Origin of the sequence: Klebsiella sp. RHBSTW-00215, from assembly GCF_014103785.1 — a bacterium.
In the GTDB taxonomy this organism is placed as follows: domain Bacteria; phylum Pseudomonadota; class Gammaproteobacteria; order Enterobacterales; family Enterobacteriaceae; genus Klebsiella.
In genome coordinates, this window is the sequence record NZ_JABXQS010000001.1 from 2,604,946 (window position 1) to 2,626,569 (window position 21,624).

Sequence of the window (21,624 nt, forward strand, 5' to 3'; positions counted from 1 at the left end):
ATGAAATTTCATACCTTATTAATACTTGAAAAATAATCACGATATAAACTTATAGATAGTTAACTATATGTGAGGTGTGTGATGAAACGACTTTTAACGACGACGCTGTTGGCCGCAACCCTGGTTTCCTGTATGGCTTGTGCAGCAGATGCTTCTATCCCATGGGCAGATAACAGCGGCGGCACGGAAAGCACCCATATTGCGGCCATGGGCCAAAATCTGAATATGCAGCATCAGCAGGTGACAAAAACCAGCGAAGGAGTATGGGCGACGAATTCCGGTAGCATCAGCTCCGATGAAGCCGATCTGACCAGCAACAAACCTCCGTTTGCTGGAGATCCGTCGCTGATGCCTCATCAGGGCTAAGTAAAAGATGGTAATGCCCGGCAGCGTAATCGCGTGCCGGGCATTTTTTTATTGATTGACGACCTGCCAGGCTGAATCAGGAGAAAATGCGGTGATTGCCTGTGCTTTGCTTTGCGTTTCCTCACCTAAGTTAGCCTGCCAGACCTGGTCATTTTGGTTAACCATAAAGCTCATTACACCAGTTTGCCCCCATTCTACAGGCCATGCCAGTAGGGCAACTCCCTGATTTTCACCATCTTTAATAATGCGGAAACGGTAGCCGTGATAGCCTTCTCCGGGTTCTATCGGGCTAAAAGCTGGCCCTAACGGACTGGGCGCTTCTCCAGGAGTCGCAGGCCAGTAGAGGCCATCTTTCTTGCCATCACTGCTGATAATCTTCTGCGCCCAGGCGTGATTTAACTGATAGAAATCCTGTTGGGCATCAACATAAGCATGCATCGCCTGAATCGCTGAGAGCTCATTGCGGCCAATAGCGCGGGTGAGAATTTCATCTTCTGCGGCAGCCATATCAAAATGCCAGCCATCATCGCCCTTGATGATGGGAATGGGCAGTCGCCATTCTTCCTGGCCGACGTCCAGCCACGCGCTATTGTCCTGGCGAACAACGTTATGTTTGACTTGCCAGTCGCGCTGAAAACGGTCTACCGCATCAGGCGCAATGCCGTCCGGCGGTAAGAACTGCTGCCAATTGTCACCGAGCAGCGTATCCAGCGCAGATTCATCATGCTGACTGATTGCTTCAGCCAGCGCGCTTGCAGCTTGTTCAGGCGTGGAGAATTGTTGCTGTGCCAGAGCCATCATCGGTGCCATGACCAGCGCCAGCAGCGTCATTTGTAGGTGCTTTTTCATCTTCTTATCCTCAGCGGCGACGCAATTCACGATGTTCGGAAAGATGTTCTCTGGCCGCGCTGCGCTGCTCGCTGTTTAAACCTGAGATATGACGACTCTGTTGCCCTCGCTCTTGTTGAGATTGCCAGGAGGGGGAGCGGCTGTCGTTACCGCTTAGCGCATTGGCATGCAGGTTACCGAGCTTCTGCTGACGCTGTTCAGGCGTTGCAGACTGGAACTGTTCACGGCGCTGTTGTTGCTGCGCAGTGGGGGGCTGAACCTGCGCTTTCACCGTCTCCCGATGCTGCTGCTGTTGGGCTGTCGGGTGTTGAAGCTGGTTTTTGGCTGCTTCCCGACGCTGCTGCGTGGCGCTATTTTTTACCGCAGGCGTATTGTCATAGCCACGATAGTTATTACGCTGGGTGACCTGGTGTAGCTGCTGTGAGGCGGCCTGGCGCTGCGCGTCGCGGGAAGGGGAGTGCGTTGCCAGATTACCCGCCGTTGCCGTGGTACCAGTGCGCTGCTGCAACTGGGTCATTGCCGCCTGACGCTGCTCATTACGATCGACCGGTGGATGCTGGGTGGCGCTAAGCCCGCCAGGAACACTGGTCTGATGGAAATGCTGCGTGACGGTGTTATTCGGGTAAGGAATATTGCCGCGATAGGCTGGGTTATGCTGCCAGTTGGCATTATTGCCCGGCAAGTTTTGTCCCGTTATGTGATTGAAGTTGTTTACATTGATGTTGATGTTATCACCGTTATGCGAGTAGCCGTCATGATGGCCATCATCGTGATGGTGATAGTCATCGTCATGGTGGTGATCGTCATCATCCCAATCGATGTTGCTAAATAGCGCGTACGTTGTGGCGACGCCAAGGCTGTAACCAAAACCTTTGACGAAGCTATCGGCGAACTGCTCCCCCGGAGGCGGCGGTAAATAGACCGGTGGATAGGCGGTGTTGGCCCAGGTACCGTAAACGACGGCTGGATTGTAGTTGGGAACATAGACAACCTGCGGATCGGCGGATTCAATTTTGATGACCGTCGGAGCCGGTGGAGCCGTCGAAACGACCGTTACCCCATTCTTGGTTTGGGCGCGCGGTGGTGGGACATTTTTCACGCTGGTACTGACTTTCTGCTGCGGTGTCGATTTCAACGTTCCGGTTTGCTGGGCGATAGCGCGCAAGCGCTGTACCGAATCCATCACATCCTGCGGTTGGGCGAGAAACGCGTTACCCAGATTCTCCACCCATGGCGGGTTTTCTCCCATTAACGCTAGCAGCGATGGGAAGGCGACCAGCGATTTTACGCTGGGATCCCAGGGTTGATTGGCCACCGCCTGTACCGCCGGATCGCCTTTCATGGTGGGATTATCCTGCGACCACTGCACCGCCTGTATTACGTTGCTTGGGTAGGTGGAGGCCATCAGCACCTGTGACAATAGGTTGTCCGGATACAGCGCGATTGGCGCCACCCACTGATCGATCTGCGCTGGGGTATAAGTGGTCGTCACTGGTTGAGCAGCGGCTGGCACAGGCGCGGCCTGCGCCACGACCGGAGGTTCGGGAACGGATTGTGGTTCCCGGCTTTTAATATAGAGCGTACCCGCGGCGGCTAATAACCCGGCGCTGCAAAGCAGTGCGAGCACATGGGGTTTGAAAGGCAGCGTCATGATGACTCCTGGCACAGAAGTTGGCCCGTTTCGACATAGTATTGTCGAAATACGGGGGATTGCCTGAGTATAAAGAGACCCTATTTGCGTTTTTGATTTTTGTTGGGATTTTGGTCAGCGATGTGTAACAGAATTAATTTTATATTCCAGTAAACTGACAGAAAACCTGCAATATTCTGCCCTTAACGATTCAGCTAATTTTTAATGTTGCTTTTTTGTAAACAGATTAACACCTCCCTAAAATCCTGCTATGCTGCCGACGCGGTATCGGGCATTTACCCTACAAACTGCTGTCTCACAGGAGCGTGAAGAGATCGCCGACCGCATATGACAATGAGAGCGAGGAGATACCGTCGTGCTAAAAGAATATCGTGAGCACGTAGCTGAGCGTGCCGCCGAAGGGATTGTTGCAAAACCCTTAGATGCAACCCAAATGGCCGGCCTGGTTGAGCTGCTGAAGAATCCGCCTGCTGGCGAAGAAGAATTCCTGTTAGACCTGTTAATTAACCGCGTACCGCCGGGCGTCGACGAAGCCGCCTATGTTAAAGCCGGATTCCTTGCCGCCATCGCCAAAGGCGAAGCGACTTCCCCGCTGGTGACCCCTGAAAAAGCCATCGAACTACTGGGCACCATGCAGGGCGGTTACAACATTCATCCGCTGATTGATGCGCTGGACGACGCAAAACTGGCGCCGATTGCCGCGAAAGCGCTGTCCCATACCCTGCTGATGTTCGATAACTTCTACGACGTAGAAGAGAAAGCCAAAGCGGGCAATGAATATGCACAGCAGGTCATGCAATCCTGGGCCGACGCCGAGTGGTTCCTGAACCGTCCGCAGCTGGCTGACAAAATCACCGTCACCGTTTTTAAAGTCACCGGCGAAACCAACACCGATGACCTGTCTCCGGCCCCTGATGCCTGGTCCCGCCCGGATATCCCGCTGCACGCTCTGGCGATGCTGAAAAACGCCCGTGAAGGCATCGACCCGGATCAGCCGGGCGTTGTTGGCCCGATCAAACAGATCGAAGCGTTACAGCAGAAAGGTTTTCCGCTGGCCTACGTTGGCGATGTGGTGGGGACCGGTTCATCACGTAAATCCGCCACCAACTCGGTACTGTGGTTTATGGGTGACGATATCCCGAACGTGCCGAACAAGCGCGGCGGCGGTCTGTGCCTCGGTGGTAAAATTGCCCCTATCTTCTTCAACACCATGGAAGATGCGGGCGCGCTGCCGATTGAAGTGGACGTCAACAAACTGAACATGGGTGACGTGATTGACGTTTATCCGTTCAAAGGTGAAGTGCGCAACCACGAAACCAACGAACTGCTGGCTAACTTCGAACTGAAAACCGACGTGCTGGTCGACGAAGTGCGTGCCGGTGGCCGTATTCCGCTGATTATCGGTCGCGGCCTGACCACTAAAGCGCGTGAGGCGCTGGGTCTGCCGCACAGCGACGTTTTCCGCCAGGCGAAAGACGTTGCGGAAAGTAGCCGTGGTTACTCTCTGGCGCAGAAAATGGTGGGCCGCGCCTGCGGCGTGGCCGGTATTCGTCCGGGTGCTTACTGCGAGCCGAAGATGACCTCCGTCGGTTCTCAGGACACCACCGGTCCAATGACCCGAGATGAACTGAAAGATCTGGCGTGCCTGGGCTTCTCGTCTGACCTGGTGATGCAGTCCTTCTGCCACACGGCGGCGTATCCGAAGCCGGTTGATGTCACCACACACCACACGCTGCCGGACTTCATTATGAATCGTGGCGGCGTATCGCTGCGTCCGGGCGATGGCGTTATCCACTCCTGGCTGAACCGTATGCTGCTGCCGGATACCGTCGGTACCGGCGGTGACTCCCATACCCGTTTCCCGATTGGCATTTCCTTCCCGGCGGGCTCGGGTCTGGTGGCGTTTGCTGCCGCGACCGGCGTGATGCCGCTGGATATGCCGGAATCCGTTTTAGTTCGTTTCAAAGGCAAGATGCAGCCGGGTATCACCCTGCGCGATCTGGTGCACGCGATCCCGCTGTATGCGATCCGTCAGGGCCTGCTGACCGTTGAGAAGAAAGGCAAGAAAAACATCTTCTCCGGCCGCATCCTGGAAATCGAAGGTCTGCCGGATCTGAAAGTCGAACAGGCGTTTGAACTGACCGATGCTTCCGCCGAACGTTCCGCTGCGGGCTGTACCATCAAGCTGAACAAAGAGCCGATTGTTGAGTACCTGACCTCCAACATCGTTCTGCTGAAGTGGATGATCGCGGAAGGCTACGGCGACCGTCGTACGCTGGAACGTCGCGTGCAGGGCATGGAAAAATGGCTGGCGGAACCTGAACTGCTGGAAGGCGATGCGGATGCCGAATATGCGGCAGTGATCGACATCGATCTGGCTGATATTAAAGAGCCCATCCTGTGTGCGCCGAACGATCCGGACGATGCGCGTCTGCTGTCTGACGTCCAGGGCGAAAAGATCGACGAAGTGTTCATCGGCTCCTGCATGACCAACATTGGTCACTTCCGTGCTGCCGGTAAGCTGCTGGACAGCCACAAAGGGCAGCTGCCAACCCGCCTGTGGGTGGCTCCGCCAACCCGTATGGACGCGGCTCAGTTGACCGAAGAAGGTTACTACAGCGTGTTTGGTAAGAGCGGTGCGCGTATCGAGATCCCGGGTTGCTCCCTGTGCATGGGTAACCAGGCGCGGGTAGCGGACGGTGCGACGGTCGTTTCGACCTCTACCCGTAACTTCCCGAACCGTTTAGGTACCGGTGCGAACGTCTTCCTGGCCTCAGCTGAGCTGGCGGCAGTCGCGGCGCTTATCGGTAAGCTGCCGACGCCGGAAGAGTACCAGACCTATGTTGCGCAGGTAGAGAAGACGGCGGCAGACACCTACCGCTATCTGAACTTCGATCAGTTGGGTCAGTACACGGAAAAAGCGGACGGCGTGATTTTCCAGACAGCGGTGTAATGTGATAAGTCTATTTCGTACATAAACCCTTCAATGCCCGGTGAACTTTGCATCACCGGGCATTTTTATTTCCAATCCCTCCGCTCGCTACGCTTTTTTTCTCTCTTACTGCTGCGATAATTACCTTATGGGTACAGTGCAGCGGTGACGCATTGCCCTTGCAGAGGAAAAGACTATGGATTACGAATTTCTGCGCGATATTACCGGAGTGGTAAAGGTGCGAATGTCGATGGACCATGAAGTGATAGGCCACTGGTTCAATGAAGAGGTTAAAGATAACCTCGCCCTGCTGGATGAAGTGGAGCAGGCCGCACGCACCGTCAAAGGCAGTGAACGATCCTGGCAACGTACTGGTCATGAATACACATTATGGCTGGATGGTGAAGAAGTGATGATCCGCGCTAATCAGCTGGATTTTTCTGGCGATGAGATGGAGGAGGGGATGAGCTATTATGACGAAGAAAGCCTCTCTCTGTGCGGCGTTGAGGATTTTTTACAGGTCGTTGCCGCATACCGTGAGTTCATGCAGCAGCGTTGATGACCGCCTCCCAATCGGGAGGCGGTTTTCGTTTAGTGGGTGAAGGTAAGATGAAACAGCCTGGCGGTCAGTTTCTCCGGTAGTGAAATCATCAATTCATGTTTGTTGAATTCAGGCAGACAGAGCGCTTTGGCAAAGCGCGGGTAAACGCAGCTGGCTTGTGAGACGTCATCAAGCGGCAGCGTGATTGAGCCCTGTTCACTTTCCATTCGCCAGACCGCCAGCCAGGCTTCATTTTCGTTACGCAGGCCGAATGCCAGCCATGGTGAAGCGAAAGAGGGCATTCCTAGCGGCCAAAAAGGCTCCAGGTGGGGGATTTGCTGGCGAAACGATTTATACAGTGCGATTCCTTCCTGAACCAATGTGAAACGCTCTTCGCTCAGTTCCGCCAGATGCCCGCTTTGATGAACCCGCAGCAGCATGCTGTTAACCATGTTCATCACCACTTCTTCACGGTCGCCTTCACGTAAGGGATAAGACCAAATGGCGGCCTGTTCAGGCGTGACCGCCGAGGCTGCCGCGGCGGCGATAGATGCCATTAAGCGGTAATCAGTCTGATCGGTTACGGATTGAATGCTGTGCTGCTGCAAAAGCGCGTAATCCATGCGCAATCCGCCGCTGCCGCAGTTTTCAATCACCAGTTGCGGGTAGCGAGCCATGGTGTTTTTCAGCCAGCTAAGATAAGCCCTATTGTGCTGTAGCAATCCGTCGCCGGGGCTATCGGCGGCGTAGTCGGTCCCGCTGCCCGCATTGATGTTGTAATCCATTTTGATATAGCTGATGCCATACTCCTCGACCAGGCGGAAAATAACCCGGTCGGCATGCTCCAGCACTAAAGGGTGGCGAAAATCCAGCTGATAGCGCTGGTGATCAATGACCCGTTTGCCGTGGCGCAGGAAAAAACACTCATCAGGTAAGGATTGCGCCAGCGGACAGGCAATTCCCATCACTTCCAGCTCCAGCCACAACCCTGATTTCATGCCTTTGGCGGTAATATAATCGAGCGGTTCGCGGATCCCTCCAGGGAAGCGCGTTGGTGCGGGGAGCCATTCGCCGACCCCATCCCACCATTCACCGTCAGAGTACCAGCCGCAGTCGATACAAAAGTATTCACATCCCGCTCTTGCGGCGGCGTCAATCAACGGCAGCAGCTTCGCGGTGGTCGGATCGCCGGACAAACAGTTCATATAGTCATTGAATATCACCGGGAGCCGCTGGTTATCCGCCGACGGGCGCACTATTTTTCGCCGATAACGAGTGATTTCCTGTAGCGCTTCTTGTAATCCCCCCCGGACCAGCGCAACGGCGACCGGCACGGAGGTGAAGGTTTCCCCCGGTGCAAGATTTTTCCACCAGTGGCTTTCATTCTCGGTTGGTCCGCTGACCTGCAAGTAGAGTCGATCGCGGAAATCGCCAATTTCCCACTGCCATGAGCCGCTATGTTCAATCTGCCACAGTAGCGTGGTGCCTGCTGAGGTATCCTCAAAAGCGGCGCAGGGTAAATAACCGATGCTGGACCAGGTGCCGGTGTTTTCTATCGAGAGACGATCGAGTGAAAAATGATTTACCTTATCCAACCCGAGTTCCGGGAGCGTGCGGCTCTTCCATTGAGCTTCGCCATACCAGTTATTGTGCGGTAAGTGCAGAAGCGTGGTTTTTTCCCACGGCTTGCTGTCAATGGCAAACAGCGTTAAGGAGCTGACATATTCCAGGCCGATGTGTTCGGGGGAGTCATTGCGTACATCGCTCCAGACTCGCACTGAGTGCGTGTCGCGAAAATGCTGAAGATGCCAGCATACGCCGATCGCTTCACCGCTAAGGCTGATTTCAAGCTTCTTGCCCAGCTTATTTTCGCTAAAATGATGGGACTGGTAGCGTAACGATGAACCCGGCTCGCTACCGGTATGCTTCCGGGCGTGGTGATCGTTTTGGTTGTAGCCGCTGGCATGTACCTGTACCAGCGGAAACTCTCCGTGCGCTGCAGAATCCGAGGTTGTTGAAAACCGGCTAATATAAATTTGCTGTTTTTCATTAAGCGAAAAAGAAATATGCAAATTATCTTCAGTAAATTCTATAAAACTCATGTCCGATACTCCCTTTTATCATCGGCCAATGTTGCGTAATTTTTTTCCTGCCATTAGATTCTGTTCGATTTTTTCTAGTGAAATGTTTTTTGTTTCAGGAACAAAGAAATAAATAATGATAATGGCTGTAAGGTTTAATAAAGCATATAAGTAGAATGTATGAGCGCTACCTAATGTATTGAGTAGCGACAGGAAGGTCGCACTGACAATCATCCCGGCGATATGGCAGGTAAACGTGGAACAGGTAATACCAAATTCACGCCCTTTTAATGGCTGAATTTCGGAGCACAATAACCAGATTAACGGGCCTGCTGACATAGAAAAACCGACGATAAACAGCAGTAACATGGTGACGGTAACGCCTTTCTCCAGAGTCGATAATGCGTCACCGCCCAGTAGTGAACCAACCACGCTCATCGCAATACCCATGGTGATAAAACCAATATACAGCATAGGTTTACGTCCCCAACGGTCGACGAAGCCGACGGCGATAAAGGTAGCGATAGTCATCACCAGGCCAACGATTACCGTTCCCCACATTTGGTCTGCCGTGGAGCTAAAGCCAATTTCGTGGAAGATGCGTGGCGCGTAGTACATCATCACATTGACGCCGGAGAACTGTTGCATGATTTGCAGGACGACCCCTAATCCGACGCTACGGCGAAAGTGTTTATTTTCTTTAAATAAATGCCAGCCGTGTTGTTTAACTTTAAGCTGTTCTTTAATTTCCCGCAGCTCGCTTTCAACCTCTTCGCGGCTGTTGCGAAGGCGCAGCAATACGGCTCTGGCATCCTCTTCTCTGCCATGCATCATCAGCCAGCGTGGGCTGCGAGGCAGGAACAAAGCGCCAAAAAGGAAAATCAGTGATGGGATAGCCACAACCAACAGCATTCCACGCCAGTTGCCGCTATAGCTAAACGCGGTATTGGTCAGAAAGACGATTAAAATTCCGAGAGCAATCATTAACTGATAAGCGGAAATCATCGCGCCGCGGATATTTTTTGGCGTAATTTCAGAGAGATACAGAGGCGTTGCGTAAGATGCGACCCCGAGTCCTATGCCGAGAATCAGGCGCCCGGCGATTAACATATCCGCGCTGACGGCACAGGTGCAAATAATGGCACCGATACAGAATGAGCCTGCGGCAATTAACAGGGCATATTTACGTCCTAAGCGATAAGCCAGAAAACCGCTGCACAGGGTCGCTGCTGCAGCACCGACCATCATTGAACTGACGATCCATTCTTGTTGGTTATCAAGCAGATGATATTCTTTGGCGATAAGCGGGAGCGCGCCGGAGATGACGCCGATATCCAGGCCGAATAACAAACCGGCAAGGGCCGCCAGCAGACAAATCCAGATCACCTGCGGCCGTGTTTTATTGACGGATGCCGCAACAGGAAGCGGGCTATCTAATTGCATAGGGATTACCTTTGTTAGTTTTGTTTATACCCGTCATACTTCAAGCTGCATCTTTGTTGGCTGCCTGCGCTTACCCCGGTCACGTACTATTTGTACGTTCCCAGGGATGCGCTTAGTTGCCGCCGTGATGCAACTCGGATTATTTAGGCTATAGAGATATCTAATAAAAATACTTAATCGATTTCGTATTATTTATGCTAGATCTGAAAAATATCGATGGCAATGGTTTTGTCTGCGTAAATGTGATCTCGGCAACATTATGATGTCGTGTTAAAACGCTTTTTTATTGTCATCGGAAAATTAATGGTTTAGATTGGCAAGAATATCCTTGTCTGAAGCAATTTAGTCCATAAAGAAAAATGAATATTAAAGAACTGGCTGAGTTTCTGAATCTTTCGACAGCGACGGTCTCGAAAGCGTTGAATAACAAAAGCGATATCAGTAGCCATACGCGTAAAAAGGTCCTTGAGGCAGCGGAAAAACTGGGGTATCGGCCAAATGCTTCCGCTCGCTATCTGCGTAGCGGTAAAGTTGGTGTCGTGGCGTTGCTGCTGCCTGCCGCCGATGGTGGAAATATTCATACCGCATCCTTCTTTATGCGTATTGCCAGAGGGTTACAATCCAGTCTTAAAGAGAGCGGTATTGACCCGGTTATCCACATCACCACGGACCGACAGGGCGAGCACCTGCTGTTGCAAAAAATCATTGAGCAAAACCGTGCTGATGTGGTCATCCTGACGGATACGCGTATTGATGATGAGCGTATTTTGCTGCTGAACGATCTGCGGTTTCCTTTCGTCACGATGGGACAAAGTCGGGCGCTGAACGGTCATTTTAATTGGGTTGATTTTCATCATGAAGAAATGGGGCGTCAGTGCGTTCGCTATGCATTGCGCCAGGGAGCAAAGCGTATTGCTATTGCGACGCTAGGCGCTGACAGCATGCATGGGCAGCAGTTTCTTGATGGGTGCTTACAGGAGTTACATCTGCAGGGTCAACAACCTGACGATGGGCTGATCTTTTTTGGCGCGGTGACCGAGCAGTCTGGAGAAGAGGCTGCCAGACAGTTTATGCATCAGGCTGAAAAACCGGATTTTATTATCTTCATCAACGATTTTCTTTTGATGGGGGCCAGTCATTATCTGGCGGCATTGCCTGATTGCGGGCTGACGGATAAATCAATGCTGTGCGCTGCGGCGAGCAGTGATTTCTCGGGCAAGCTGTCATCGACAACCTGCATGTTTATCGTCGATCATGAAGAGATCGGCCGTCAGCTTGGCGAGGCGGTGCTGCGGGTGACTGAGGGAAATAACGAAGCAAGGGCGGTTTTGTTAGACCTGCAGGTTAATATTTGATAAGCGGAGCTTCCCTGCTCCGTCAGAGATTTATACCGTCGGAATATTTCTGGCGTAGTAAATTTCGCGCATCTCTTTCCAAAGCTGGTCGGTAATGACCTTGCGCTCTTCTTCTGTTAAATCTTCCGGTTTAGTGTGGAACATATAATGTTTAAGGTCGAATTCCTTAAGCAACATCTTGGTGTGGAAGATATTTTCCTGATAAACGTTCACGTCCACCATGTCATACAGGGACTTAATATCGTCAGACATGAAGTTCTGAATGGAGTTGATTTCATGATCGATGAAATGCTTCATGCCGTTCACATCGCGGGTAAAACCACGAACCCGATAATCGATGGTGACGATGTCTGATTCAAGCTGATGAATCAGATAATTCAGGGCCTTTAGCGGCGAGATGACCCCACAGGTGGAGACTTCAATATCGGCACGGAAGGTACACAATCCACCTTCAGGGTGGCTTTCCGGGTAGGTATGAACGCAAATATGGCTTTTATCGAGGTGCGCGACAACGGTTTCCGGCAGCGGACCTGGGTGTTCGGTTTGATCGATAAGCTGCGGATCAATCGGCTCTTCGCTGACCAGTATCGTTACGCTTGCGCCCTGAGGCTCATAATCCTGGCGTGCGATGTTAAGAATATTTGCGCCGATAATGGAACAGGTTTCTGACAAAATTTCAGTCAGACGGTTGGCATTATAGAGTTCGTCGATATAGGCGATGTAACCATCACGCTCCTCTGCCGTTTTCGCGTAGCAGATATCATAAATGCAAAAACTCAGGCTCTTGGTCAGGTTGTTAAAGCCGTGCAGCTTCAATTTTTTCAATTTAGATCACCCCCTTACTTAACGGTGGACAGCGCATCCTGTAGATATTGCGGTAAAGCAAATGCCGCCGCATGAATTGCCGGATTGTAATAACGGCACTTCAGATTCAATTTATGAAAGCGCGCCTGGATGATTTCACTGGAGAGGTGGCGCAGGGCTTCGTTATCCGTGGCCCATGCGAAGGTCATAATGCCGCCGTAATAGGTTGGAATCGCCGCCTGGTAGAAGCTCACATCGCTAAAGTAATGGCTCAGCTTGCGGTGGCTACCGATAGCTTCATCTTGCTGTAAGAAGCAGACGCCGTTCTGAGCAACGAAGATCCCACCAGGGTTCAGGCAACGCTTACAGCCTTCATAAAATGCGGAGGTGAATAAGCTCTCACCAGGACCAATAGGATCGGTGCAATCGGAGATAATAACGTCAAACGTTTGCGTCGTCTGATTAACAAAATTGACGCCATCATCAATAACCAGTGTAAAACGCGGGTCGTCATATGCGCCTGCGTTGTGGTTAGGGAGATATTGGCGACAGAATGAAACGACTCCAGCATCGATTTCCACCATGGTGATGGTTTTGATATTGCGATGACGGGAGACCTCACGCAGCATAGCGCCGTCGCCGCCGCCAATAATCAGCACATGTTCCGCCTGGCCGTGGGCCATCAGAGGAACATGGGTCATCATTTCATGATAGATAAATTCATCGCGCTCGGTGGTTTGCACCACGCCATCCAGTGCCATCACGCGGCCAAAGGCGGCGTTTTCGAAAATGATCAAATCCTGATGATCGGTTTTTTCATGATACAGCACGTTATCAACGCTGAAATACTGACCAAAATGGTCGTGCAACGTTTCATGCCACAGATTGTTATCGGCCACAGGCAGATCCTCCTTTGTTAACATCTGTTACACCCATAAAAAATGAGCGCAACATCATAGCCAACTATACATGAGGATGCACGATGGATGTTTCAGCAGATGAAGTATGACGTATATTGCCATGCAGAAAATGGGGGAAACGCCTCCTTTGACAGGAGGCGTCAGGATCAGGGTTTTTTAGCCTGGGGTTCCGCCGCAGTAGCATCAACGATTCTGACCGAATAAATCATAGTCGCTCCCGGTGGGATTTTGGGTGGCCGGCCTTCACTACCGTAAGCCAGATCTGGAGGGATCACTACCGTAATCGAACCATGATTACCCAGGCGCTTTATGGGGCCGAGGAATATGGGAGGATAGGATTTTAGCGTCTGAGACCAGACTTTGCCTTCTGCTTCCATATCGTTAATGACGGTTCCGTCGACAAGTGTTTCCTTGATAGTTACGGTGACGGTATCGCTGTCGAGAATCCTGCCTTCGCCAGCATAATCAATCCGACTGTAGACGCCATCTTTGAATACAACCCCTTTTTGTTTAGCGAACTTCTGCTGATATTTTTTTCCATCGCTAACGGTTTGTTGTTCAATCTTATTCAGATTTTGAAAGACTTTTTTAGAAACATCGAACAAAGCTTTATTGCGAGTTTTCTCATCAATGGCAATTTTTCCTGAAAATGAATCCAGAATGCCTTGTAGTACGGTGTTTTTGTCGATTTTGATGCCTTGGGTATTTCGGGTGGACAAAACCTTGAGCGCTTCATCACCCATTGATACACCGATAGAGTAAGCCTGCTGCTGGGGCTCTTTAGCAAGATCGATAGTCGTAGATTTCTTATCCGGTTTATTCTCAGCATCAGCCAGCCTGCTCTTTAACTGGTTAATTTCATCTAAGCTGGTTTGCAGTAGGGCTTTATCTTTTTCAGCCTGAAGGCGAGAAGAGCCCTCGTCACGAATTGACTGCTGTTTGCTGATGGTCAATGAATCCAGTTTTGCCGTGAGTGCCTGTTTTTCTGTTATCGCCGCCGCTAGTTTGCCAGCCAAATCTTGTTTTTCTGCTGTACTGGCGGTGAGTTGAGTTGTCATCTCTTTCTGAGCAGTTTCAGCGGTGTCCAGCTTAGTTTTCAGCACCTGCTGTGCTGCATCTGTTACTGCGAGTTTTGTCGTTAGAGCTTGTCTGGCTGTTTCAGCGGCGGCCAGTTTCGCTTTCAGTGCTTGCTGCGCTGCGTCCGCAGCCGCGAGTTTCGTTGTCAAAGCCTGCTGGGATGTCTCTGCCGCAGCCAGTTTTGTTGCGAGCGCTTGTTTATCCGGGGCTGAGGTCGCTAATTTCTCTGCAAGTACTTGTCTTTCTTTTGTCTCAGCGGCGAGCTTTGTCATGAGCGCTTGTGTCTCTGATATAGCAGTCGCGAATTTTTTTGCCGTATTTTGCTTTTCTGTTTCTGCAACAGCAATTTTCTTTACCAGCGTCTGTTTTTCAGTGGTAACTTCAGCCAGCAGAACCTCAAGCTTTTGTTTTGCTGATTCTGCTGAAGTCAGCCTTTGTTCTTGCAGCAGGATTTTATTTTCTGCAGCATCAAGTTTTGATGTGCTCTTTTTTTCTTCAGCGACAACAGAGCGTTCTTTATCTATTAGTTTTTGTTTTTCTGTTACAGCAACTGTTAATTCTGCCTGAAGCTGATTAATTTTATTTGTCAGCTCTTCTTGATTGCCTGGTACAGCGCTAATCGTTGCTGGTTTAGCATCAAGTTGCTGCCGGAGTTGGCGGATAGTTTTATCTTTTTGAGCAATTATTGCAGCCTGACGGGAAGCTTTATTGGTTTTCTGGATGTTTTTTTTATTCGTTGTTTTCGTATTATTGTTTTTGTCCTCAGTGGCTTTAACAGACTCATTATTTTTCTGAGTCTGCTGTTCTTTGGCATAGTTCAAAAAAGCAGGGCCTGAATCGTCACTATTTGAACTGGCCGTGACGTTTATCAGAGCGTCTTTCTCTGCATATGCATCAGGTGATGATAGCGCCAGCACAAGCACTGCTGCCAACGGTATCGCTTTGAAACGCCAGGCCATTATCCTGTTCATGGTTGAACATTTTCGCCGCGTTTAACAAGGCTATCGATCAGTTCTTTTTCAATGTCAGCGCACAGCTTGATTGATTTGAACTGATACATCGAATCGATCCCCTGCTTTGTGGGTTCTGCAACTTTACTACGTACAGAGTTATATTGAGACGCGGCGCTAATGAGGGCCGTAAAATCATTACTGAGTTTCGCAGCCTGCTTTGGATTTACTTCTTTCAACGATTCCAGCGCCTGGCGGCAGGCATCAATACGCTGCTGTTCCTCGGCGATTCTTTGTTGTTCCGTTTGTTGCTGGCTTGATGTTGCATCTGGTAATGGTTTCATTAATCTGGAAGATTGTCGGGATTGAGTTGAATTACACCCAACCAATAAAATGACGGCCAGAGGCGCTATGCGTGTAAATAAGGATATGTTCAAGGTTTCATTCCATTGATTGATAAAAATGTCGTTATCGAGCGATAATAGTGCGCAAAAAAAGAGAATGCAATAATAGAGTCGTTGTTTTTTTAATGGGCTTTTAATATTCGATTTATTAATTAGCTAAACATTTAATGAATTAATTGAATTGAGATGTGAATTAGTGATGGTTGTTAAATGAATAACTATTATGGCAAAACATTATAGCCGTATTCGAACGGCTATTTATTTTTAGACAGACGAGGGGGTTATTTCACGTACGCAAGCAGGCTAAGTGAGTCACGCGCCAGTGCTTTGCATTTTTTGGTCGTTGGGATTTTGATTCCGCTGAGATCGCGGTAGCTATCTTCGCCCAGCGCTTTCATATTGAAATTATCGTAATTGCTTAAATCCCACTGATTCTGCTGAGCAAAGAAGACCAGCGCGCGGCGGATTTGAGTATTTGGTAAATTTTGATAACCACAGTCATTTTTCAGAAAGACAAATACTGCTGTTAAATCAGCCATATCTTCCGCTTCGGACTCGCTTAATGCATAGCTATTGGCGGATAGAGTAAGCAGGCTGCCAAGCACTATTGTTCTGAAAAGCGTCTTCATTTTCTCTACCATTGAATCACGGACAAACAACGTTAGCATACTTCTTTACACTAAGCCGAGCTTTATTCTTACTCTTCTGCTTGACCTTCCCGTTGGTGGAAGGTTTAAGCTCAAATATTCGCCAGCAGAATAAAAAGGATGTGAAAATGCAACGTCGTGAATTTCTCAAATTAACCGCTGCGGTCAGCGCGGCCAGTGCCTTGCCGCTATGGAGTCGCTCGGTTTTTGCCGCCAGTCGTCCGGTATTGCCCATACCGGAGCTGCTGACTGCCGACGCACGTAATCGCATCACCTTAACTATCCAGGCAGGCAAAACACAATTCGGTTCCCACCTGGCTACCACCTGGGGCTATAACGGCAATTTGTTGGGGCCCGCGCTACAGCTTAAGCAGGGAGAAACGACAACTGTTGATATCCATAACCGCCTTGCGGAGGAGACTACCGTTCACTGGCATGGTCTGGAAGTTTCCGGCGAGGTCGATGGAGGTCCACAGGGAGTGATTGCGCCTGGTGGTTCGCGTACGGTGAGTTTTACTCCCACACAGCGAGCGGCAACCTGCTGGTTCCACCCTCACCAACATGGGAAAACGGGTCGTCAGGTTGCGATGGGACTGGCTGGATTGGTACTGATTTCCGATAAGGAGAGCGAAAAACTGCTGCTGCCAAAGCAGTGGGGAATCGATGATGTACCGGTGATTGTGCAGGATAAGAAATTTACCCCAGCAGGAGAGATTGATTATCAACTCGATATCATGAGTGCAGCCGTTGGCTGGTTTGGCGATACGCTGTTGACTAATGGATCGCTTTACCCCGAGCATGCTGCGCCTCGCGGATGGTTGCGTTTGCGCCTGCTTAACGGCTGCAATGCCCGCTCTTTGAATTTCTCAACCAGTGATAATCGGCCCATGTACGTAGTAGCCAGTGATGGTGGCTTGCTGGCTGAACCTGTGAAACTTAATGAGCTACCGGTGTTAATGGGGGAGCGTTTTGAAGTCCTGGTGGATACGACGGACGGTAAACCTTTTGATCTGATAACGCTGCCGGTGAATCAGATGGGAATGGCGATTGTCCCGTTCGATAAGCCGCAGCCGGTATTGCGTATTCAACCGCTGACTATTCAGGCCTCCGGCAAACTGCCTGATGTTCTGGCCGCGATGCCAGCGCTACCCTCTCTGCAAGGGCTAACTCAACGTACGCTGCAGCTCTCTATGGATCCGATGCTTGATATGATGGGCATGCAGGCGCTGATGCAAAAATATGGCGGCCAGGCGATGTCCGGAATGGACCATGGGATGATGAATCATGGTGCGATGGGAAATATGAATAATATGAACCACGGTGACATGAGCCAGATGAATCATGGCGGTATGGCGCAAATGAAGCACAGCGATAAAGGCTTTGATTTCCATAATGCTAACCGGATTAACGGAAAAGCATTTGATATGAATGTTCCTATGTTTGCTGCGACAAAAGGGCAATATGAGCGGTGGGTTATTTCCGGTAAAGGTGACATGATGCTCCACCCGTTCCATATACACGGTACTCAGTTCCGTATTTTGTCGGAAAACGGCAAAGCACCAGCAGCGCATCGTAGCGGCTGGAAAGATACTGTACGAGTTGAGGGCGATGTCAGTGAAGTGTTGGTGAAATTTGATCATGATGCACCGAAAGAGCATGCCTATATGGCGCACTGTCATCTGCTGGAGCATGAAGATACGGGAATGATGTTGGCTTTTACCACCGTGTGATGTGATACCCCAGCCTGCTCGCCCGTGGGGGGAGCAGGTGCTTTTCCTAAATACCTTTCTGTTTGTATTGTTTAAAAAAAACGAGAATATACTGGCGTGGTTATTTAACAATCACGAGGTTGAAATGGATATTTTCCGCAAAGTCATTGCCGCATCGCTGGCACTATTCGTTACGCTTTCCGCGCATGCCGGAATGACGATGGATCGCAAGGATGTACCTGAATTAAAACTGAGTATCGAAGTTCCACAGGGGTTGACCCCGATGTCTGAAGAGATGGCGAAGATAAAATATCCTTCAGAAAATCGTCCTCAGGTGATTTATGGGGATGAAAAAGGCAAAGCCTCTTTGGGGATCACTGCCGGTCGTAACCCACTACCAGCTGATAAGCTTGATGTTTTCAAAGATATGATGCTTAAGATGCTGGAAAGTTTAAAACCGCAGGCTGAGGCCGTTACCGTGGATGGTCATAAAGGCTGGCTACTCACTTTCCGCTCGCAGACACCGGATTCCGAAATTCTCAATATGATGTTAATCACATCCCAGGATGAAAAAGCGGTGCAGATGACGTTTAACATGACTACAGATTTGATCGAGCAGTATCAGGAAGCGGCAAAAGCCTCTTTGCTGTCCCTCAAGTTTGATAAATAACGTCAATTTCTGATGAAAAAACGCCCGCGAAGGGCGTTTTTTATGGCCTCTCCTAAACGAAGAGAGGTTATTTTTTACTTCGCGTCGTCAGGTAAAGCGTAAGCAACGATATAGTCACCCATCTTCGTGCCAAACGAACCGTGACCGCCTGCGGAGATGACAACATACTGCTTGCCATTCACTTCATAGGTCATCGGCGTCGCCTGACCGCCTGCTGGCAAGCGTGCCTGCCATAGTTTCTCACCGTTGCTCATATTATATGCGCGCAGGTAGTTATCCGCAGTTGCACCAATAAACAGCACATTACCCGCTGTGGAAATTGGGCCGCCCAGCATCGGCATACCCATCGTGAACGGCAGCTTAATCGGCATCGGGAACGGCAGGCTATCCTGCGGTGTACCGATGCGTTTTTTCCATACCACTTCATTGGTCTTCAGATCCAGCGCGGAGATATAGCCCCAGGCAGGCTGTTTGCACGGCAGGCCAAACGGCGACAGGAACGGATTTAGCGTAACACCGTAAGGGACGCCGTACTGCGGCTGAATACCGGCTTCGGTACCAGAACCTTTGGCGTCCTTCGGCTGCTCCATCGGATTACCGGGGCCGCGAGGGATCAGTTTTGATACAAACGGCAGCGCCATTGGGTTAGCAATTGCTACCTGACGATTTGGATCGACGGAGATGCCGCCCCATTCGAACATCCCTAAGTTACCCGGGAAGACTAGCGTACCTTGCTCTGATGGCGGTGTGAAAATACCTTCATAGCGCAATTTATGGAAAATAACGCGGCACACCAGTTGGTCGAACATGGTGGCGCCCCACATATCGGCACCGGTCAGATCTTTCTTCGGTCGGAAACTCAGGTCGGAGAACGGCTGAGTTTTCGAGACGTAATCACCTTTGGCAGCACCTTGTGGGACCGGTTTTTCTGGCGCCGGGACAACCAGTTCGCCAGTACGACGGTCGAGGACAAAAATGTTGCCGGTTTTCGCCGGGGCGTAGATAACCGGAACGGTTTTGCCGTTAACATCGATATCCGCCAGCGTCGGCTGTGACGGCATATCCATATCCCACAGATCGTGGTGAACGGTCTGATAGCTCCACGCCAGTTTCCCGGTTGTCGCATTCAGCGCCACGATGGAACTGGCATAGCGTTCCTGCTCTGGCGTACGATTGCCGCCCCAGATATCTGGGGTGGTCACGCCCATGGGCAGATAGACCAGGTCCAGCTTCGCGTCGTAGGCAGCAGGCGCCCAGGAGTTTGGTGAATTGAGTGTGAAATGATGTTCATCATTCGGGATAGCATTCGGATCTTTCGCGCCCGGATCGAATGCCCACAGCAGTTTACCGGTATTGACATCAAAACCACGAATAACGCCAGAGGGTTCGCGGGTTGAGAAGTTATCGGTGACGGCTCCGGCGATAACGATAGTTGTATCGGTAATAATCGGCGGTGAAGTGGGTTCATACATGCCAGGAGTGGTGACCGGCATATTGGTTTGCAAGTTGAGAATGCCTTTGTTGGCAAAGGATTCACATAGCTTACCGTTGTCGGCGTTGATAGCGAGCAGGCGACCATCGTTGACCGGTAGAATGATACGGCGCGGGCAATCTGCAACCACATCCGCCGGTGCGTTATCCGCTTTGGCTTCGTGATAAGAGACACCGCGGCAGGTCACGTGCTGGAAGGACGGATCCGAGTTAAGCTGCGGATCGAAGTGCCATTTCTCTTTACCCGTCGCAGCATCAAGCGCAAACAAACGCTGGTGGGCAGTACACAGATAGAGCGTGTCGCCAACTTTAATTGGCGTCACTTCATTGGTGATTTCACCCGGATCGTTAGGTTGCTTGAGATCGCCAGTGCGGAAGACCCAGGCTTCTTTCAGATCCTTCACGTTGTCAGCATTAATCTGCTTCAGAGGTGAGTAGCGTTGGCCTTCCTGATTACGGCCATATGCTGGCCAGTCGCTGTCGGCAACGGTAGAAATTGGTGCGGCAGACGTGGCATCGGCGCTCAGCGTGCCGTTGACTTCCTGCGGGTCGTTGAAACCAGCCCAGGTCAGAATACCACCACTGATAAGCAGAGCGACAACCAATCCGGCAACCGCACCACCAGATGGGATTGGCAGACGACGCCAGACAAAAGGCAAAATAAGCCAGATGCCGAAGAAGACCAGGATGTCGCTACGAGGCGTCAGCGCCCAGAAATCGAAACCAACTTCCCATACTCCCCAGATCATAGTGGCAAGCAGCAGTGCGGCATACAGCCAAAGCGCAGAACGCTTGCCGCGCAAGAGCATGACGGTGACGCCCAGCATCACCAGACCGGCGATAGGGTAGTACCATGAGCCGCCAATCGCGACCAGCCAGGCTCCGCCCACTAAAAGATACAAGCCACAGAACGCCGCAAAAAGAGCTGTCAGCGTCACGAGTAGCCGTGATTGTTGAGATTTTGTTTCTGCCATAGAAAGATACTCGTTTGTTTGTTAATTTTTTAAATGCAATTAATTATAGGATTTAACAAGTGTGATCGGAATCACAAAATTGGCTTTATTAATCCCTGCACCGCAGATTTCTTTTTGCTGGTATACTTTATGGCTTGCCGGTCAACGTCGGTGCTACCGCAGCGGCTTTGATGATTTACATTAAGAATCAAATGGTTAGTTTTATGAAACATACTGTAGAAGTGATGATCCCGGAAACCGAGATCAAAGCCCGTATTGCCGAGTTAGGTCGTCAAATCAACGAACACTACAAAGATAGCGGCAGCGAAATGGTGCTGGTGGGGCTGTTGCGTGGGTCATTTATGTTTATGGCCGACCTTTGCCGCGAGGTTCAGGTGCCGCATGAAGTCGATTTCATGACCGCCTCCAGCTACGGCAGCGGCATGTCCACCACTCGCGATGTCAAAATCCTCAAAGATCTTGATGAAGATATCCGTGGTAAAGATGTACTGATCGTGGAAGACATCATCGATTCCGGCAATACGTTGTCGAAAGTGCGCGAAATTCTGAGCCTGCGCGAACCTAAATCCCTGGCGATTTGTACGCTGCTCGATAAACCAAGCCGTCGTGAAGTTAACGTCCCGGTTGAGTTTGTTGGTTTTGCGATCCCGGATGAGTTCGTGGTGGGTTACGGCATTGATTACGCTCAGCGCTATCGTCACCTGCCGTATGTTGGCAAAGTGATTTTGCTGGACGAGTAAACTTTGGCGATATATCCCGG

Annotated in this window: 18 protein-coding genes; 8 read left to right on the forward strand and 10 right to left on the reverse strand. The window is 50.7% G+C overall.

Annotated elements, in window-relative coordinates; translation table 11 throughout:
* The first annotated feature begins 81 nt into the window (after positions 1-81).
* On the forward strand, positions 82-366 hold the full coding sequence (locus tag HV127_RS12370; RefSeq protein ID WP_182236350.1) for a hypothetical protein: 285 nt from the start codon (positions 82-84) through the stop codon (positions 364-366).
* A 48-nt stretch (positions 367-414) separates the two neighbouring features.
* Here the strand turns inward: HV127_RS12370 and HV127_RS12375 are convergent, their stop codons facing one another.
* Positions 415-1,215 (reverse strand): DUF2950 family protein, encoded by an 801-nt coding sequence (locus HV127_RS12375; RefSeq protein ID WP_182236352.1) that lies wholly within the window; start codon positions 1,213-1,215, stop codon positions 415-417.
* A 10-nt stretch (positions 1,216-1,225) separates the two neighbouring features.
* Positions 1,226-2,866 carry a DUF3300 domain-containing protein gene (locus tag HV127_RS12380; protein ID WP_182236354.1) on the reverse strand — a complete coding sequence of 547 codons (1,641 nt, stop codon included), beginning with the start codon at positions 2,864-2,866 and terminating at the stop codon, positions 1,226-1,228.
* A 355-nt stretch (positions 2,867-3,221) separates the two neighbouring features.
* Here HV127_RS12380 and acnB point away from each other — a divergent pair, with 355 nt between their 5' ends.
* Together acnB and yacL are read left to right on the forward strand one after the other, a co-directional pair.
* The gene (acnB, locus tag HV127_RS12385; RefSeq protein ID WP_182236356.1) at positions 3,222-5,819 is read left to right on the forward strand and encodes a bifunctional aconitate hydratase 2/2-methylisocitrate dehydratase; all 2,598 of its coding nucleotides are present in this window, start codon (positions 3,222-3,224) and stop codon (positions 5,817-5,819) included.
* Between the two features lie 175 nt (positions 5,820-5,994).
* Positions 5,995-6,357 (forward strand): protein YacL, encoded by a 363-nt coding sequence (yacL, locus tag HV127_RS12390; protein ID WP_110272529.1) that lies wholly within the window; start codon positions 5,995-5,997, stop codon positions 6,355-6,357.
* Positions 6,358-6,389: 32 nt separating this feature from the next.
* Here the strand turns inward: yacL and HV127_RS12395 are convergent, their stop codons facing one another.
* A complete protein-coding gene (locus HV127_RS12395) occupies positions 6,390-8,441 on the reverse strand; it encodes a glycoside hydrolase family 36 protein (RefSeq protein ID WP_182236358.1) in 2,052 nt (683 codons plus the stop codon).
* Between the two features lie 18 nt (positions 8,442-8,459).
* Entirely contained in the window at positions 8,460-9,863 is a 1,404-nt protein-coding gene (locus tag HV127_RS12400; protein ID WP_182236360.1) for a sugar porter family MFS transporter, read from the reverse strand.
* Positions 9,864-10,222: 359 nt separating this feature from the next.
* Here HV127_RS12400 and HV127_RS12405 point away from each other — a divergent pair, with 359 nt between their 5' ends.
* Positions 10,223-11,218, forward strand: coding sequence for a LacI family DNA-binding transcriptional regulator (locus HV127_RS12405; RefSeq protein ID WP_182236362.1), 996 nt, complete (start codon positions 10,223-10,225; stop codon positions 11,216-11,218).
* 30 nt (positions 11,219-11,248) lie between these two features.
* On the opposite strand, the gene speD is transcribed toward HV127_RS12405, so the two are convergent.
* The 5 genes from speD to HV127_RS12430 all read right to left on the reverse strand — a co-directional run bounded on the left by speD (position 11,249) and on the right by HV127_RS12430 (position 16,002).
* Entirely contained in the window at positions 11,249-12,043 is a 795-nt protein-coding gene (gene speD, locus HV127_RS12410) for an adenosylmethionine decarboxylase (protein ID WP_181483551.1), read from the reverse strand.
* 14 nt (positions 12,044-12,057) lie between these two features.
* Positions 12,058-12,921, reverse strand: coding sequence for a polyamine aminopropyltransferase (speE, locus tag HV127_RS12415; protein ID WP_182236364.1), 864 nt, complete (start codon positions 12,919-12,921; stop codon positions 12,058-12,060).
* 167 nt (positions 12,922-13,088) lie between these two features.
* Positions 13,089-14,978, reverse strand: coding sequence for an FKBP-type peptidyl-prolyl cis-trans isomerase N-terminal domain-containing protein (locus tag HV127_RS12420; RefSeq protein ID WP_182236366.1), 1,890 nt, complete (start codon positions 14,976-14,978; stop codon positions 13,089-13,091).
* A gap of 8 nt (positions 14,979-14,986) precedes the next feature.
* A complete protein-coding gene (locus HV127_RS12425; protein WP_228727459.1) occupies positions 14,987-15,406 on the reverse strand; it encodes a permease in 420 nt (139 codons plus the stop codon).
* A 248-nt stretch (positions 15,407-15,654) separates the two neighbouring features.
* The gene (locus HV127_RS12430; RefSeq protein WP_182236370.1) at positions 15,655-16,002 is read right to left on the reverse strand and encodes a YacC family pilotin-like protein; all 348 of its coding nucleotides are present in this window, start codon (positions 16,000-16,002) and stop codon (positions 15,655-15,657) included.
* Positions 16,003-16,148: 146 nt separating this feature from the next.
* Here HV127_RS12430 and cueO point away from each other — a divergent pair, with 146 nt between their 5' ends.
* Together cueO and HV127_RS12440 are read left to right on the forward strand one after the other, a co-directional pair.
* Complete coding sequence (gene cueO / locus HV127_RS12435) at positions 16,149-17,750, forward strand: multicopper oxidase CueO (RefSeq protein ID WP_182236372.1); 1,602 nt, start codon at positions 16,149-16,151, stop codon at positions 17,748-17,750.
* Between the two features lie 124 nt (positions 17,751-17,874).
* Positions 17,875-18,399, forward strand: coding sequence for a hypothetical protein (locus tag HV127_RS12440; RefSeq protein ID WP_182236374.1), 525 nt, complete (start codon positions 17,875-17,877; stop codon positions 18,397-18,399).
* Positions 18,400-18,473: 74 nt separating this feature from the next.
* On the opposite strand, the gene HV127_RS12445 is transcribed toward HV127_RS12440, so the two are convergent.
* Complete coding sequence (locus HV127_RS12445) at positions 18,474-20,864, reverse strand: glucose/quinate/shikimate family membrane-bound PQQ-dependent dehydrogenase (RefSeq protein ID WP_182236376.1); 2,391 nt, start codon at positions 20,862-20,864, stop codon at positions 18,474-18,476.
* A gap of 79 nt (positions 20,865-20,943) precedes the next feature.
* Here HV127_RS12445 and HV127_RS12450 point away from each other — a divergent pair, with 79 nt between their 5' ends.
* Together HV127_RS12450 and hpt are read left to right on the forward strand one after the other, a co-directional pair.
* Entirely contained in the window at positions 20,944-21,048 is a 105-nt protein-coding gene (locus HV127_RS12450) for a hypothetical protein (RefSeq protein ID WP_182240641.1), read from the forward strand.
* 19 nt (positions 21,049-21,067) lie between these two features.
* Positions 21,068-21,604, forward strand: a complete 537-nt coding sequence (gene hpt, locus HV127_RS12455) for a hypoxanthine phosphoribosyltransferase (protein ID WP_110272777.1) — start codon at positions 21,068-21,070, stop codon at positions 21,602-21,604.
* The last annotated feature ends 20 nt before the right edge of the window (positions 21,605-21,624 follow it).

Bases quoted from the DNA above. Each gene is read 5' to 3' on its own strand.
- HV127_RS12370 (WP_182236350.1), top strand. From the start codon at position 82: ATGAAACGACTTTTAACGACGACGCTGTTGGCCGCAACCCTGGTTTCC.
- HV127_RS12375 (WP_182236352.1), bottom strand. From the start codon at position 1,215: ATGAAAAAGCACCTACAAATGACGCTGCTGGCGCTGGTCATGGCACCG.
- HV127_RS12380 (WP_182236354.1), bottom strand. From the start codon at position 2,866: ATGACGCTGCCTTTCAAACCCCATGTGCTCGCACTGCTTTGCAGCGCC.
- yacL (WP_110272529.1), top strand. From the start codon at position 5,995: ATGGATTACGAATTTCTGCGCGATATTACCGGAGTGGTAAAGGTGCGA.
- HV127_RS12395 (WP_182236358.1), bottom strand. From the start codon at position 8,441: ATGAGTTTTATAGAATTTACTGAAGATAATTTGCATATTTCTTTTTCG.
- HV127_RS12400 (WP_182236360.1), bottom strand. From the start codon at position 9,863: ATGCAATTAGATAGCCCGCTTCCTGTTGCGGCATCCGTCAATAAAACA.
- HV127_RS12405 (WP_182236362.1), top strand. From the start codon at position 10,223: ATGAATATTAAAGAACTGGCTGAGTTTCTGAATCTTTCGACAGCGACG.
- HV127_RS12420 (WP_182236366.1), bottom strand. From the start codon at position 14,978: ATGGCCTGGCGTTTCAAAGCGATACCGTTGGCAGCAGTGCTTGTGCTG.
- HV127_RS12430 (WP_182236370.1), bottom strand. From the start codon at position 16,002: ATGAAGACGCTTTTCAGAACAATAGTGCTTGGCAGCCTGCTTACTCTA.
- cueO (WP_182236372.1), top strand. From the start codon at position 16,149: ATGCAACGTCGTGAATTTCTCAAATTAACCGCTGCGGTCAGCGCGGCC.
- HV127_RS12440 (WP_182236374.1), top strand. From the start codon at position 17,875: ATGGATATTTTCCGCAAAGTCATTGCCGCATCGCTGGCACTATTCGTT.
- HV127_RS12445 (WP_182236376.1), bottom strand. From the start codon at position 20,864: ATGGCAGAAACAAAATCTCAACAATCACGGCTACTCGTGACGCTGACA.
- hpt (WP_110272777.1), top strand. From the start codon at position 21,068: ATGAAACATACTGTAGAAGTGATGATCCCGGAAACCGAGATCAAAGCC.